Source organism: Rhizobium sp. BK049, from assembly GCF_014193135.1.
Taxonomy (GTDB): domain Bacteria; phylum Pseudomonadota; class Alphaproteobacteria; order Rhizobiales; family Rhizobiaceae; genus Rhizobium.
Genome location: NZ_JACHYV010000033.1, coordinates 1 through 14,509 on the forward strand (window position 1 = coordinate 1; position 14,509 = coordinate 14,509).

The 14,509-nt window shown below is 62.3% G+C and carries 12 protein-coding genes; 3 read left to right on the plus strand and 9 right to left on the minus strand.

Annotation, left to right across the window (positions count from 1 at the left end; all coding sequences use genetic code 11):
• Nucleotides 1-279 precede the first annotated feature (279 nt).
• The 4 genes from FHT70_RS26570 to mscL all read right to left on the minus strand — a co-directional run bounded on the left by FHT70_RS26570 (nucleotide 280) and on the right by mscL (nucleotide 4,439).
• Entirely contained in the window at nucleotides 280-1,332 is a 1,053-nt protein-coding gene (locus tag FHT70_RS26570) for an enoyl-CoA hydratase/isomerase family protein (RefSeq protein WP_183705943.1), read from the minus strand.
• Between the two features lie 145 nt (nucleotides 1,333-1,477).
• A complete protein-coding gene (galE, locus tag FHT70_RS26575) occupies nucleotides 1,478-2,512 on the minus strand; it encodes a UDP-glucose 4-epimerase GalE (RefSeq protein WP_183705945.1) in 1,035 nt (344 codons plus the stop codon).
• 202 nt (nucleotides 2,513-2,714) lie between these two features.
• Nucleotides 2,715-3,881 carry a pyridoxal phosphate-dependent aminotransferase gene (locus FHT70_RS26580; RefSeq protein WP_183705947.1) on the minus strand — a complete coding sequence of 389 codons (1,167 nt, stop codon included), beginning with the start codon at nucleotides 3,879-3,881 and terminating at the stop codon, nucleotides 2,715-2,717.
• 120 nt (nucleotides 3,882-4,001) lie between these two features.
• Nucleotides 4,002-4,439, minus strand: a complete 438-nt coding sequence (gene mscL, locus FHT70_RS26585; protein WP_183705949.1) for a large conductance mechanosensitive channel protein MscL — start codon at nucleotides 4,437-4,439, stop codon at nucleotides 4,002-4,004.
• 221 nt (nucleotides 4,440-4,660) lie between these two features.
• Here mscL and FHT70_RS26590 point away from each other — a divergent pair, with 221 nt between their 5' ends.
• Entirely contained in the window at nucleotides 4,661-8,164 is a 3,504-nt protein-coding gene (locus tag FHT70_RS26590) for a PAS domain-containing hybrid sensor histidine kinase/response regulator (protein ID WP_183705951.1), read from the plus strand.
• A 9-nt stretch (nucleotides 8,165-8,173) separates the two neighbouring features.
• Here FHT70_RS26590 and FHT70_RS26595 read toward each other — a convergent pair whose 3' ends face one another.
• The gene (locus FHT70_RS26595) at nucleotides 8,174-8,731 is read right to left on the minus strand and encodes a TetR/AcrR family transcriptional regulator (RefSeq protein ID WP_183705953.1); all 558 of its coding nucleotides are present in this window, start codon (nucleotides 8,729-8,731) and stop codon (nucleotides 8,174-8,176) included.
• A gap of 136 nt (nucleotides 8,732-8,867) precedes the next feature.
• On the opposite strand from FHT70_RS26595, the gene FHT70_RS26600 reads away from it, so the two are divergent.
• Entirely contained in the window at nucleotides 8,868-10,070 is a 1,203-nt protein-coding gene (locus FHT70_RS26600; protein WP_183705954.1) for an MFS transporter, read from the plus strand.
• A gap of 15 nt (nucleotides 10,071-10,085) precedes the next feature.
• On the opposite strand, the gene FHT70_RS26605 is transcribed toward FHT70_RS26600, so the two are convergent.
• The gene (locus FHT70_RS26605; RefSeq protein ID WP_183705956.1) at nucleotides 10,086-10,529 is read right to left on the minus strand and encodes a nuclear transport factor 2 family protein; all 444 of its coding nucleotides are present in this window, start codon (nucleotides 10,527-10,529) and stop codon (nucleotides 10,086-10,088) included.
• 118 nt (nucleotides 10,530-10,647) lie between these two features.
• Nucleotides 10,648-11,052: a GFA family protein gene (locus FHT70_RS26610; protein ID WP_085776860.1), complete on the minus strand. Its 405-nt coding sequence runs from the start codon at nucleotides 11,050-11,052 to the stop codon at nucleotides 10,648-10,650.
• A gap of 57 nt (nucleotides 11,053-11,109) precedes the next feature.
• Between FHT70_RS26610 and FHT70_RS26615 the strand changes: the two genes are divergently transcribed.
• Nucleotides 11,110-11,610 (plus strand): MarR family winged helix-turn-helix transcriptional regulator, encoded by a 501-nt coding sequence (locus FHT70_RS26615; RefSeq protein WP_183705958.1) that lies wholly within the window; start codon nucleotides 11,110-11,112, stop codon nucleotides 11,608-11,610.
• A 142-nt stretch (nucleotides 11,611-11,752) separates the two neighbouring features.
• Here FHT70_RS26615 and FHT70_RS26620 read toward each other — a convergent pair whose 3' ends face one another.
• Both FHT70_RS26620 and FHT70_RS26625 read right to left on the minus strand, forming a co-directional pair.
• Nucleotides 11,753-11,962: a cold-shock protein gene (locus tag FHT70_RS26620; RefSeq protein WP_011423929.1), complete on the minus strand. Its 210-nt coding sequence runs from the start codon at nucleotides 11,960-11,962 to the stop codon at nucleotides 11,753-11,755.
• 299 nt (nucleotides 11,963-12,261) lie between these two features.
• Nucleotides 12,262-14,478: an FAD-dependent oxidoreductase gene (locus tag FHT70_RS26625; protein ID WP_183705960.1), complete on the minus strand. Its 2,217-nt coding sequence runs from the start codon at nucleotides 14,476-14,478 to the stop codon at nucleotides 12,262-12,264.
• Between the last annotated feature and the right edge of the window lie 31 nt (nucleotides 14,479-14,509).

Sequence of the window (14,509 nt, forward strand, 5' to 3'; positions counted from 1 at the left end):
GAGAACCTTACAAACCATCGACAACCCGTTCGGCACGAGGTTGTCACCCATGTCTTAGGGACAAACTGTTACCTATGTCTCCGGGTCGGACAGACACTATGCCGAAGCGTATCTGGCGGTCGATCAGGTCAAGGGAGAGAGAAAGCTAGGCTTTAGGACAGGGCGGCCTATGGTTTCGGCGTGTCGCGCCGGAGATTTGGTATTGAAGAGACTGGCAACAGGAAGCAAAAGGCTCTCACCCGCCGCACGGTGCCACGCATTCGGCAGAGGATGACAGCGTCAGAGTGAAAGCGGCGGGTCGGCCGGTTCCAAGAAACGTTCGACCGTTTCCGTCTTCACGGCCTCGACTGATGCCGGTGACCATTTCGGATTGCGGTCCTTGTCGATGACAGCGGCGCGGATGCCTTCGAAGAAATCGGGATTATCCAGCATCTGCAGGCAGGCGCCGAGTTCGCGGCGAAGACATTCGGCGAGCGAACCGCTGCGCCGGCCGGCCCTCAGCAGCCGCAGAGCGAGTTTCAGGCTGGTCGGCGACCGGCTGAGCAGCACCCGGCGCGTCTCGGCGGCAAACTCGCCCTCTTCCTTGGCGAGAGCCCCGAGGATTTCCTCGACGCTGTCGAAGGAAAATGTGTGGTCGATCATATCGGCGTTCTGCCGCAAGCGGCTTTCCCCCAGTGGCTCGGAAAATCCCTGCAGCAGGGCATCGACTTCAGTCGACGCGCTGGCGCGCGGCAGGTCGCAAAGAGCATCGATCACCGCGTCGAGCCGCAACGAAGCGATCTGAACATCGGCAAGACCGGCATAGATCGCATCCGCAGCACCAATGTCGAGTCCGGTCAGGCCGAGCCATGTTCCGGCTTCGCCGGGTGCCTTGGGCAGCAGCCATGTGGCGCCGACATCGGGGACATAGCCGATGCCGGTTTCGGGCATGGCAAGCCGCGTACGCTCGGTCACGATGCGATGGCGGCCGTGTGAGGACAGACCGACGCCGCCGCCCATGGTAATGCCGTCCATCAGCGCGACATAGGGTTTGGGATAGACGGCAATCTTATGGTTGAGGCGGAATTCCTCGCGCCAGAAAGTTCCGGCGAGATCATCACCGGCGCGGGCGCTTTCATGCAAGGCACGGATATCACCGCCGGCACAGAAGCCGCGTTCGCCTTCGCCGGTGATTACGACGCTTGCCACCTCGGATTCGGAGGCAAAGTCATGAAGGGCCTCCGTGAGCGCGCGGATCATCGGCAGCGTCAGACTGTTCAGCGCCCGCGGCCGGTTGAGCCGGATGATGCCGGCAGTGCCCCGCCGTTCGATGATCACTTCCCCGTGCTGCATGGTTCACCTCATCTGCTGCACCATGCATAGACGAGGATGCGCCATCGCTCCAGAGCATTTCAGGCCCGGCACCGATCGACTGCTCAGGCCGACAGGGACCCTCGGGCTGACGCTGCGGCTTCGCAGCGGCTCGCATAGACACCGCTCAGAAGGATGCGGCGGCAAGTGCGCGGTGGATGCTGTTCAGGTCGTCGACGTTTCTGTTCGACAGGAAGAGTTCCCAATCGAGCGAACTCTGGACGATGGTCTCAAGCGAGTCGTATCGGGGCTTCCAGTCGAGCACCTGCCGGGCGAGCGAAGCGTCGGCGACGACGCTTGCCGAGTCGCCGGCGCGCCGCGGCGCCATGTGGATCTTGAAGGAATGCCCGTGCAGGCGGGTGACCATGTTCAAGACGTCGAGCACGGAATAGCCGCTGCCATAACCGCAATTGGCGACGAGCGGGCCCTTGTCTCTACGCAGGTGCTGCAGCGCTTTCAGATGCGCATCGGCGAGATCGCTGACATGGATGTAGTCGCGCACGCCGGTGCCGTCATGGGTGGGATAGTCGATGCCGTAGACATGGACGCTGTCGCGCTTGCCGAGCGCTGCCTCGCAGGCAACCTTGATGAGGTGCGTGGCGCCGGAGGTAGACTGGCCGGTACGGTGGTGCGGGTCAGCGCCGGCGACGTTGAAGTAGCGAAGCGCGACATAGTTGAAATCATAGGCGGCGGCGGCATCACGCAGCATGATTTCGGTCATCAGCTTCGACTGACCGTACGGATTTTCCGGGTTGAGGGGAGCCGTCTCCTTCACCGGCAGATCGCTCTGCTGCTGGCCGTAAACGGCGGCCGTCGAGGAGAAGACGAAGTTGCGGATGCCGGCCCTGATCGAGGCGGAAAGAAGCGCACGGGTCCTGCCGGAATTGTTGTCGTAATAAGAGAGCGGATCGGCGACAGACACCGGCACGACGGCGGAGCCGGCGAAATGGATGATCGCCTCGATGTCGTTTTCGATGAAGATCTTCTTCAGGATGTCGGGGTCGGCGACGTCGCCGAGATAAAAACGCGCCTCCGGCGCCACCGCCCAGCGGAAGCCGGTGGAGAGACGGTCGAGCACGACCACATCCTCGCCGGCATCGATGAGCGCCCAAACCATGTGACTGCCGATATATCCGGCGCCGCCCGTCACCAAAACCGCCATGCCCCACACCCCGCTTCAATTTATAAGCAGGGGCATCAGGCGCCGGTTTTCTTTCCAATTTTCTTATCACGGCGCCGTTGTTAGTCTTTTGAACGGGTATGTTTGGAGTCGTGGTTAGAGGCCGATTTCGCTCTTCGCTACAGTTTTATCGATCGGCCGATTCCGGCACGAAATCATCCCGCACGGTGTGCCCCGCGCCCTCTCAGCGCTTGACGATATAGTCGCAGAGCCGCTCGGCCGCGATCGCCACCTGGGCGGGGTCGCGCAGGAAACAGGCACGCAGGAAGAGTTCGCCGCCGGCGCCGAAGGCAGCCCCGGGAGCAAGGCCGACGCCTGTCTTGTCGACGATATCGATGGCGGCGCTGCGGCTGTCGGCAACGCCGTCGATCTTCAGGAACGCATAGATCGCGCCGTCGGGCTTCAGCGTCTCGACGCGATTGGTGGCAATCAGCGCATCGCAGAGGGTATCGCGCGACCGCGCCGCCTTGGCGATGTTGGCGGCGACGAAATCATCGCCTTGATCAAGGGCTGCGACGGCGCCCTTCTGCATGAACTGCGCCACGCCTGAGGTCGAATACTGGATGAGATTTTCGAGCACCTGGCCCATTTCGGGGGGTGCCACGATCCAGCCGACGCGCCAACCCGTCATCGACCAGTTTTTCGAGAAGGAATTGACGAAGACGATCTTGTCGTCCGGCTCCATCACGTCGAGGAACGAGGCGGCACGGCCGCCGGCGAAGTAATAGCGCGCGTAGATTTCATCCGCCATGATCCAGAGATCATGCTTGCGGGCGAGCGCCAGGATATCGCCGAGATCTTTCTTCGTCGCGGTCCAACCCGTCGGGTTGGAAGGGGTGTTGATGAAGATGCCTCTGGTCCCGGATGTGATGGCGGCTTCGACACGCCCGAGATCGACCGTCCATTTGCCGCCTTCGAACTGCAGCGGGACGCCGACGGAGCGGGCACCTGCTATTTCGAGGGCTGCGGCAATATTCGGCCAGGCGGGGGTGAGATAAACGAATTCGTCGCCAGGCGAAGTCAGCGCCTGCACGCAGATCTGGATCGCCTGCATGCCGGAGCCGGTGACATAGAAATGCTCGGCCGGAAGACGGACGGCGAAATGCCTGTCGTAATAATCCGACAGCGCCCGGCGAAGCTCCGGAATGCCGCGCTGCCAGGTATAGAAGGTCTCGCCTGATGCAAGCGCTTCCATCGCCGCCCTGCTGATGAAGTCGGGGGTCGGCAGATCGCCTTCACCGACCCAGAGCGGCAACAGGCCTTCGCGGCCGCGTGCATAATTGACGACTTCGACGATCCCGCTTTCGGGCGCCGCTATGGCGCGCGGGCTGAGGCTTTTCACAATCGACATGCATATCTCCGGTTTCCGCCTTCATAGCGGATTTGCGCCGGCAAATCCCATGATAACAAGTGATCGCATATCGATTTTCGTGATGAATGGCGGCCCGCCCGACAGCGGGCCGAAGACCGATCAGAGGGCCGGGCGTTTGGCCAGCAGATCGCGGATCTCGGTCAGCAGCTGGACGTCGGCCGGCGGCGGCGGCAATTGTTCCGGCTCCTGCTTTTCCTGACGCTCGACCTGCTGGCGCAGATAGTTCACTGCCTTGACCATCAGGAAGATAATCCAGGCAAGGATCAGGAAGTTGATGAGAACGGTGAGGAAGCTGCCATAGGCGAAGACCGCCCCTTGGGCGCGGGCGGCGGCAAGTGTCGGCGCGTTGACGGCCGACGAGAGCGGCAGGAAATAATTGGAAAAATCGAAGCCCCCGAAAATGGCGCCGACGATCGGCATGATAAGGTCGTCGACCAGCGATTTGACGATGCCGCCGAAGGCACCGCCGATGATGACGCCGACCGCAAGATCCATGACATTGCCGCGGGCGATAAAGGCCTTGAACTCATTGAGCATCGGATCCGTCTCCCTTCGATCCCATTTCAGAGATATGCCGTTGTTTCGATTAGCTACATTTTCGTTGCAATTAATCAATTGCAAATCGCAATTATCTGGTGAAGTCGCCACCAGGCCTTTGACTTAAGGTGTAGATGGACGGGAATTTTCAAGGCACCTGAAATGCCTTAAGCTGACTTCGTTGCGGGAGGTGCCGGCGGCTTTTCGCCGGCGGAGGACTAATGCTTCCAGGCTGGGTCATATTCGCGTCTGCCTTCGGCTATCTGCTCCTGCTTTTCGCCGTGGCTAGCTACGGCGACCGCAAGAACCGCGGTCCGGGCGCGCTCGAAGGCGGATGGCCCGTCGTCTATGCGCTGAGCCTTGCGATCTATTGCACCTCCTGGACCTATTTCGGCAGTGTCGGGCTTGCCGCCCAACGCGGCCTGGAATTTGCCGGTATCTATATCGGCCCCATCCTCGTCTTCACCTTCGGCATGCCGCTGCTTCGCCGCATCATCGAGCTTGCCAAGGCGGAGAAGCTCACCTCCGTCGCCGATTTCGTTGCTGCGCGTTACGGCAAGAATCCGACGGTCGCGACGATCGTGGCGCTGATCTCGCTGATCGGCACCATTCCCTATATAGCCTTGCAGCTGAAAGCGATCTCGAGCACCGTCAGCGCGATGGTCAATCCGTCCGACTACGGCATCGGCAGCGGTAATCTCTATTTCCTCGACCTGCCGCTCATAGCCACCCTGGTGCTTGCCTGCTTCGCCATCATGTTCGGCACGCGGCATACGGATGCGACGGAACATCAGGACGGCCTCATCCTCGCCGTCTCGATGGAATCGGTCGTCAAGCTCGTCGCCTTCCTGACAGCCGGCGTCTGCGTCATCTGGTTTCTCTTCGATGGCCCGGCGGACCTCTGGAGCAAAACCGTCGAGAACGACCTAGTCATGTCGGCGCTTAGCTATCATACGCCGATCAGCCGCTGGATCACGCTGATCGTGCTGTCGGCCTTCGCGATCATCATGCTGCCGCGGCAATTCCACGTCACCGTCGTCGAAAACCGAACGGCAAAGCAGCTGAAACTCGCGGGCTTCCTGTTTCCCAGCTACCTCGTCGCCATCAATCTCTTCGTGCTCCCGGTGGCGATCGGGGGCCTCCTGACCTTCGGCGGCACTGGCAATGCCGACTTCTACATGCTGTCGCTGCCGCTTGCCGGCCAGATGCCGGTGGTTTCGCTCATCACCTTCATCGGCGGCTTCTCCGCCGCAACGGCAATGGTCATCGTCGATTCTGTGGCGCTGTCGATCATGGTGTCGAACGACATCATCATGCCGATCTTCCTTCGGCGCAAACTTGCCGGCCGCGCCGGCCAGCGCGACGATTTCGCCAAGACGCTGCTCAACATCCGCCGCAGCGCCATCTTCGCCGTGCTGCTGTTCGGCTATGCCTATTACCGCTCGACCGACAGCACCGCCGGGCTCGCCTCGATCGGCTTGCTGTCCTTTGCGGCGATCGCGCAGATTGCGCCTGCGCTGTTCGGTGGGCTGATCTGGCGGCGGGCAAATGCGCGCGGCGCCATCCTCGGCCTGACCTCCGGCTTCACCATTTGGGTCTATCTGTTGTTCCTGCCGTCGCTCGGCGGTCCCGACTATTCCTATGTGGCGAGCGCCGTGCTCGGCTTCATCTTTCCGGGCGCGACGCTGTTTACCGCGCCCGACGCCGACCCGCTGGTCAATGCGACCGTCATGAGCCTGCTCGTCAACACGGCCTTCTTCATCGTCGGCTCGCTCACCCGCAATGCCCGACCGCTGGAGCGCATCCAGGCCGGCATCTTCGTCAAGCGGCATTCGCGATCGCAGTTTGCGACACGCGGCTGGAAGACCCGCATCAGCGTCGGCGATCTCAAGGCGGCGATCTCGCGTTATCTCGGCGAAGAGCGCATGCAGCGCTCGTTCACGACCTATGAGCAAAGTTCCGGCCGCAAGCTGGAGGACGAACAGCAGGCCGATATGGCGCTGATCCATTTCAGCGAACAGTTGCTCGGCAGCGCCATCGGCTCGTCCTCGGCAAGGCTGGTGCTATCGCTGATTCTGCAGAAGATCGAGGACGCCTCGTCCGACACCGCATGGCTGCTCGACCAGGCAAGCGAAGCGCTGCAATATAACCAGGACATGCTGCAGACGGCGCTGTCGCAGATGGATCAGGGCATTGCCGTCTTCGACAGTTCCAACCGGCTGACGATCTGGAACCGACGCTTCCGGCAACTGCTTGAGCTGCCCGAGAGTGCCGGCCAAGTCGGCTTTCCCCTGTCGGAGATCGTTACCACACTCAGCCAGCGCGGGGACATCGCGCCCGGCGATCTCAACCAGACGGTGCGGCATTTCCTGACGCTCGACAAACCCTTCGCGCTGGTGCTCGGCGGCGGCGAGCGGATCATAGAGGTGCGCTCCAACGCCATGCCCGATAAGGGCATCGTCGCCACCTTCACCGATATCACCCAGCGCGTCAGCGCCGACCAGGCATTGAAGCAGGCGAATGAAACGCTGGAGCAGCGCGTCGCCGAACGGACGGCGGAACTCACCCGCGTCAACCGCGAACTTGCCGAGGCGCGGGCGGCCGCCGACGAGGCGAATATCGGCAAGACCCGCTTCTTCGCCGCCGCCGGCCACGACATTCTGCAGCCGCTCAACGCCGCCCGGCTCTATTCCTCGGCGCTGGTCGAGCGCATGGCGCAATCCGACAACAGCCCGATCGTGCGCAATATCGATTCGGCACTGGAATCGGTCGAAACCATCCTAGGCGCGGTGCTCGACATCTCCAGGCTCGATACCGGCGCCATGCGGCCGCGGCTCGCTTCGGTCGCGCTTTCCGACCTCCTGGAGCGAATCGAGACCGATTTTGCGCCGATCGCCCGTGAGAAACAGCTGAAGCTGGTGGTCATGCCGACATCGCTCAGGGTCCGCTCAGACCCGAACCTCCTGCGCCGCCTGGTGCAGAACCTCGTTTCCAACGCCATAAAATACACGATCACCGGCAAGGTGCTGGTCGGGGCGCGGCGGCGCGGGAACCAGGTGATCATTCAGGTGATCGATTCCGGCATCGGTATTCCGCCATCGAAATTTCGCACCGTGTTCAAGGAATTCGCGCGGCTGGATGAAGGCGCCAAGACTGCCTCCGGCCTCGGGCTCGGCCTTTCGATCGTCGACCGCATCTCCCGCGTGCTCAACCATCCGGTCGAGCTGCTCTCGACGCATGGCAGGGGCACTGAATTTCGCATCTCCATGCCGCTCGACGTCTCACGCCCGGCCGAGGCTGCGGTAGCCGTCACCCTCGCCGACCGCCCGGGGCAGCCGCTCAAGGGACTGAAAATCCTCTGCATCGACAACGAGCCGAATATCCTCGAAGGCATGCGGCTGCTGCTCAGCGGCTGGGGTTGCGAGGTGACGGCGCTTGATTGCCTTGCCGACGTGATCGCCATGGACGGCCGGGACGGGCCGCCGGATCTTGCCATCGCCGATTATCATCTCGACGACGGCACCGGCCTTGCCGCAATACTGCATCTGCGCCGACAGTTCGGCATCGACATCCCCGCCTTGCTTGTTACTGCCGACCGCACGCCTGAAGTGCGCAGCGAGGCGGAGCGGCACGAGATCGCCGTTCAGCACAAACCGGTACGGCCGGCGGCGCTGCGCGCCTATATCACCCAGATATCCGGCCTCAAACGCGCGGCTGCGGAATAGCCGGCAAGCTCAGCCGGCCGGGCTGATGACGCGAGAGACGAGATCGCGCACACGCGCAGTATCCGGCACCTCGCCAAACAGGATGCGGTACATGATCGGCGCCACAACCTGATCCATCACAAGATCGACGTCCGGGAAGGTTTCGCCCCGCGCCTTTGCCCTGTCGGCGATGACGACGATCTGCTGTCGCGTATATTCGCAGCATTTGCTGGCGTTGGCGCCGGCCTGCGCCGCCAACACGTCGCGGATCATCTCGCGGCCCGGCCCGGAGGACATTTCATCGGCATATTGCTCGGCCCAGGCCTGAAGATCGGCCGTGCCGCTGCCGGCGTCGACCGGCTGCATATCGGGCCGCAGCCGCTCGACGGCGACATCAGCGAGAAGCTCCTGCAGGTCGCCCCAGCGGCGATAGATGGTCGACGGCGTCACGCCTGCCCTGGCGGCGATCAGCGGGATCGTCACCTCGGCGCGGTTCATCTCGGCCAACAGATCGCGTGCCGCCTTGTGCACCGACGCCTGGACCCGGGCGCTTCTGCCGCCCGGACGGAGATTCTCTTTCACTGCCATGCCTGCAACCCGACCTTCATCCTGACATCGATGGTTCAAAATCTTTGACAGGAGCATAAACGCAAATAATTTGCCTTTGCGGCGCATCCACCCTACATCGAGCTAACGCAACAGGTTAGCTTTAAGGGGTTTATATATGTTCGCCGCAGCCAAATCCACAGAGAATGCGCCGCGCCCCTCGATCGGTTTCCATGCGCTGACGCTCGCCACCTTCTTCGGCGCCTCCTCGGTGCCGACGCCACTCTACCGGATCTATCAGGAGAATTTCGCGATCTCGCCGGTGCTGATCACCGTTATTTTCGCCGTCTATGCCTTCGCGCTCTTGGCGGCGCTGCTGACAGCCGGCTCGATCTCAGATCATCTCGGCCGCAGGCCGGTAATCTTTTCCGCCCTGCTGCTCGAAATCGTCGCCATGATCCTATTCGTCGTCGCCAGCGGCCCCGGCTGGCTGATCGCGGCGCGGATCGTCCAGGGCATTGCCACCGGCATCGCCGGCGCCTCGCTCGGAGCAGCCCTTGTCGATGTCGACCGGGCGAAGGGACAGATCGTCAATTCGATCGCGCCGCTTTCCGGCATGGCGCTGGGTGCGGTCGGCACCAGCGCCCTGATTCAGTACGGCCCCTTCCCGATGCATCTCGTCTATGCGCTGCTGCTCGTCGCCTTCGCGTTGCAGGCGGCCGCCATCTGGCTGATCCCCGAGAGCGGCGGCACGCGCCCCGGCGTTTTCGGCTCGCTGGTCCCGCGCGTTTCCATTCCGCCGCAGGCGAGGCGGCCGCTCTCGCTGGTGACGCCGATCAATATCGCCAATTGGACGGTCGGCGGTTTCTACCTTTCGCTGGTCCCCTCCCTAGTCGCTACCACGACCGGCAGCGCCGCACCGCTGACGGGCGGAGCAGTCGTCGCCGCTTTGACGGCGAGCGGCGCGATCACCGTCTATCTCAGGCGCGGCAGGACGGCCACGGCCAATCTCGGCTTCGGCGTATCGGCAAGGACGCTCGGCATCCTGACGGTCGTCGCCGGCGTGCATCTCGCCAATGTGCCGCTGCTGTTGATCGGCACTATTCTTACCGGCGCCGGTTTCGGCACCAATTTCCTGGGCTCGCTCGGCACCATCATGCCGCTCGCCAAAGCGGACGAGCGGGCCGGACTGCTGTCGGCCTTCTACGTGCAGAGCTACCTCGCCTTCAGCCTGCCAGCGATACTGGCAGGCTTCCTGGCGAAATCCGCCGGCTATCAAGTGACGACGGACATTTATGCGACGGCGATCCTGCTGTTGCTGGGCGTCGGCATCGTGGCCCTTCGCGCCGGCCGAGGAAAGACTGCGGAGAATGCGGCCTAATTCCGGAGGGAGTGTTCACGGCTGGAGATCCAGCAGTGCCCGGCCGCTGCCATCCATGGCGAAAGGCACCGAGGCGTGCTGGTGGGCGACCAGCCAGCGGCCATCCTGCTTGACGAGGCCGAGGGTCTGACGGAACCAGAGATCGACTTCGGTGCCATCGGTCTTCGTCCCGGTCATCCGCGTGAGGCCACTCCAGAAAGCGACACCCTCGCCGACCGTCAGTTTGGCATCGCGCACCTCGCCGCCAATCGGGCCTTCCCAGGTGTCGAACCAGGCCTGCAGGCCTGCCTTGTCCTTGCCGTTGATGACCAGCGGCGGCGCCAGGGAAAATTCCACGGAATCTTCGGCCTCGTAGGAAAGCGCCTCCTCGGCGTTCTTTTCCCCCAGCGCCTTGGCCCGCATCATCAGCATGGCGATGACCGCCTCTTCCTTGTGCCTAACAATTGCTTCGTCTTTCACGGCCGTTCTCCTTTTCCGCTATGGACAGAGGACGAGCGGCAGGAGAACAATCCGACAATGATGCATTTCACTCTCGGCAATTTCGGACACAAGATCGCTGCGTTCTACCGGAATTACTTCAGAGATAACTCGTCACTGCGGGCTCGTTCCACCAGGCATCGTGCCTGCCATCGGCGTAACGAACCGGCAGCCCCGCCAGTTCCTCCGGCCTAATATTATCCAGGCAGGCGATGTTGATCGAGACATAGGCGCCGCCGATCGCCTCGACATAACCGTCGCCATAGGCCGGCACCCCGCAGGTGCGGCAGAAGCGGTGATGGCCGCTCATCGTGTTGAACTGGTAATCGGATGTCTCCGCCGGGTCGGACATCAGCCGGAAATCCTCGGGCTTGACGTTGGCGCCCCAATAGCGCCGCTTGGCACAGATCGAGCAATTGCAGCGGCCGGTGCCGGCTTCGAGGTCGATATCCACCTCGTAGTGCACTTTGCCACAATGGCAGCTTCCCTTGTAAGTCTTCTTCATGGCGATCTCCCCATCGGCGTTGCTTTCAGCATGTCAATATGACAATGTGTTGTCATTATGAATGAGATACAGAATAGACAACATGTTGTCAAACAGAATCGGCCGAAGCGAACGGTGGAAGGGGATGCCTTTTCCGCTTTCGCGATCACGGTCCTGCGTCTGGCCGCTCACCTGACGGCGGCCGGCGACCGGTTGGCGAAGCCTGCAGGACAGACCAGTGCGCGCTGGCAGGTGCTCGCCGCGGCAAGGCGCGGCGACCTGTCGGTGGCGCAGATCGCCCGCGCGCTCGGCCTCGCTCGTCAGGGCGTTCAGCGGCTGGCCGACGTGCTGGAGAGCGAAGGGCTGATCGCCTATGCCGACAACCCGCAGCATCAGCGCGCCAAGCTGGTGCGACTGACGGCGGACGGGGCGGCACGGCTCGGGGCGATCGAGGTGGCGCAGGCAGGATGGGCAAACAAGCTCGGCGCCGCGTTTACCTCAGCCGAGCTCGATGTGGCGCGGGCTGTCATGGCGCGGGCAATGGAGGCGATGGAGGTGGACGAGGCGTCCGGCGGTTGAGCAATTCGCCCCGCGGTGATGCGCCCGCCGTGGACTGAAAACGAAAAAAGGCCGGGCTAACCCGACCTTCCCTGCCATCTCGACGAACCGTGCCAGTACATCCGTGGTCACGATCCGGAGATGATATTCAAGCCCCGGAGGCTCAGGCCGCCTGGAGGCGGTCTGCCGACATCTTGCCGGATTTGTTGTCGCGGACGAGATCGTAGGACAGCTTCTGGCCATCCTTGAGGTCACGCATGCCGGCGCGTTCAACGGCCGAGATGTGGACGAAAACGTCGGCAGCGCCGTCGTCCGGCTGAATGAAGCCGAAGCCCTTGGTTGCGTTGAACCACTTTACGGTACCTGTGTTCATGACGATATCCTTTCGAATCGCTCATAGAAGATTGCAGCCCGGAAATACCGAACGGCGATGAAAACCGATTTTGGAGGAAGGTCGCCAGGAACGACGCAAGCGCCGTTTCAAAGTTCATCTAGCAAGATCGATGTGCACGGGTGTAATCGGAAATTGTGTCCGCGGCAAGGCGTCGGCAAGGAAAAGTGGAATTCGGCGAACTGGAGAAAGCGCGGGATTCTTTTGCGCCGTGACCTGGCATCCCTCTGCCTGCCCGGCAGAGGGTGGCTACGTTTGGCGGAAACGATAGCAAAAACAGATTACGCCGCCGCCTTCGCTCCTGCATAGGGATCGAACCGGCCATAAAATGTCTCACCCTTGGCGGCCATATCCTTCAATAGCGGCGTCGGCTTGAAATGCTCTCCGTAAGCTGACGCTAACTTTTCTGCCAGTTCCACGAATGCCTTTACGCCCATCCCATCGATATAGCTCAGCGCCCCGCCGGTGTAGGGCGCGAAGCCAAAGCCGAGGATCGAGCCGACATCAGCTTCGCGCGGATCTGTGACGATGCCTTCCTCGACCGTCCGGGCGGCTTCGAGCGCGATGGTGACGAGGAAACGTTGCTTGAGGATGGCGACGTCGACCTCGTCCGGGCTTTTCTGCGGATAGAAGCTCTTCAGCTCCGGCCAGAGCGACTTCTTCGCCGGTTTCGGCGGATAGTCATAGAAGCCCTTGGAATTCTTGCGGCCGAAGCGTCCTTCCTTTTCGACGATGCGGGAGATCAGCTCCATGTGCCTGGGATCGACAGCCCTTTCGCCGAGATCGGCGACCGTCGCCTTGAGGATCTTCAGCGAAAGGTCGATCGCCACCTCGTCGTTCAAAGCCAGCGGCCCCACAGGCATGCCGGCCATCTTGGCGGCATTCTCGATCATGGCGGGCGGCACGCCCTCGATCAGCATGTCGTAGCTTTCCGACATGTAGCGCAGCACGCAGCGATTGACGAAGAAGCCGCGGGTGTCGTTGACGACGATCGGCGTCTTCTTGATCGCCGCGACATAATCGAGTGCGACGGCGAGCGCCTTGTCGCCGGTTTCGCCTCCGAGGATCACCTCGGTCAGCATCATCTTTTCGACCGGCGAGAAGAAGTGAATGCCGATGAAGTCGGCGGGGCGTTTCGAATTCTTCGCAAGGCCCGTGATCGGCAGCGTCGAGGTATTGGAGGCGAAGATCGCGCCCTCGGGCAGCACTGCTTCGACCGCCTCGATAACAGCCTTCTTGACTTCGCGATCCTCGAACACGGCCTCGATGACGAGGTCGGCATTGGCGAGATCGGCATAATCGGCCGACGGCGAGATGCGGGAAAGAAGGGCTGCCGCTTCGTCCTGCGTCAGCCTTCCCTTACCGATCGAATCCTTAACGAGCCCTTCGGAGACGGCCTTGCCCTTGGCGGCCGCTTCCATATCGCGGTCGATCAGAGTCACCGGAATGCCGGCGGCGGCGGTGACATAGGCGATCGAGGCGCCCATGAAGCCGGCGCCGACGACGCCGACATGTTTCAGCTCCGTCTTCGGGATACCGGCCGGGCGGCGTGCGCCCTTGCCGAGCTCTTGCATGGAGATGAACAAAGAGCGGATCATCGAGAAAGCTTCCCGGGTCTGCAGCACCTCCGTGAAATAACGCTGCTCAATCTTCAGACCGGTGTCGAACGGCACCTGCAGGCCTTCATAGACGCATTTCAGGATGGCGAGCGCTGCCGGATAATTGCCCGACGTCTCGCGGCGCAGGATCGCCGGCGCGGCCGGCCAGAGCTGGGCGGAAGCCGGCGTCCAGATGCCGCCGCCCGGCAGCTTGAAGCCTTTCTCGTCCCACGGCGCGACCGGCTTCAGGCCATCCCTGATCATTTGCTTGGCGGCGGGGATCAGCTGATCCGGCTCGACCACCTGGTGCACGAGGTTCATCGCCTTGGCGCGCGAGCCGCTCAACGACTGGCCTGTCGTCATCATCTGCAGCGCGTCCTGGGCATTGGCGAGGCGCGGCACGCGTTGGGTGCCGCCGGCGCCGGGGAAGATCCCGACCTTGACCTCGGGCAGCGCGATCTTGACGCTCTTGGCATTGGAAGCGACGCGGCCGTGGCAGGCAAGCGACAGTTCGAAGGCGCCGCCCATGCAGGTGCCGTTGATCGCCGACACCCAGGGCTTGCCGGAGGTTTCGAGCTTGCGGAACAGGCCGCTCATCCGGCCGACCAGACCAAAGAGCGTCTGCACCGCCGTCTCCGGGCTCTTGGCTTTCTCCTCCTGGTAGGAGCTGAACATCGACTTGATCATCGAAAGATCAGCGCCGCCGGAGAAGGAGGATTTGCCTGAGGTGAATACGACGCCCTTGACGGCGACGTCAGCGGTCGTCGCGTCGATGATGGCGTTGAGCTCCTCCATCACCTCGGCGGTGAAGACATTCATCGATTTCCCGGGCATGTCCCATTTGACGAGAGCGATGCCGTCGGCGTCGGTTTCGAGCGTGAAATTGGTGTAGCTGCTCATTGGGAATTCCTCTCCCTGAATTCTCTTGCGG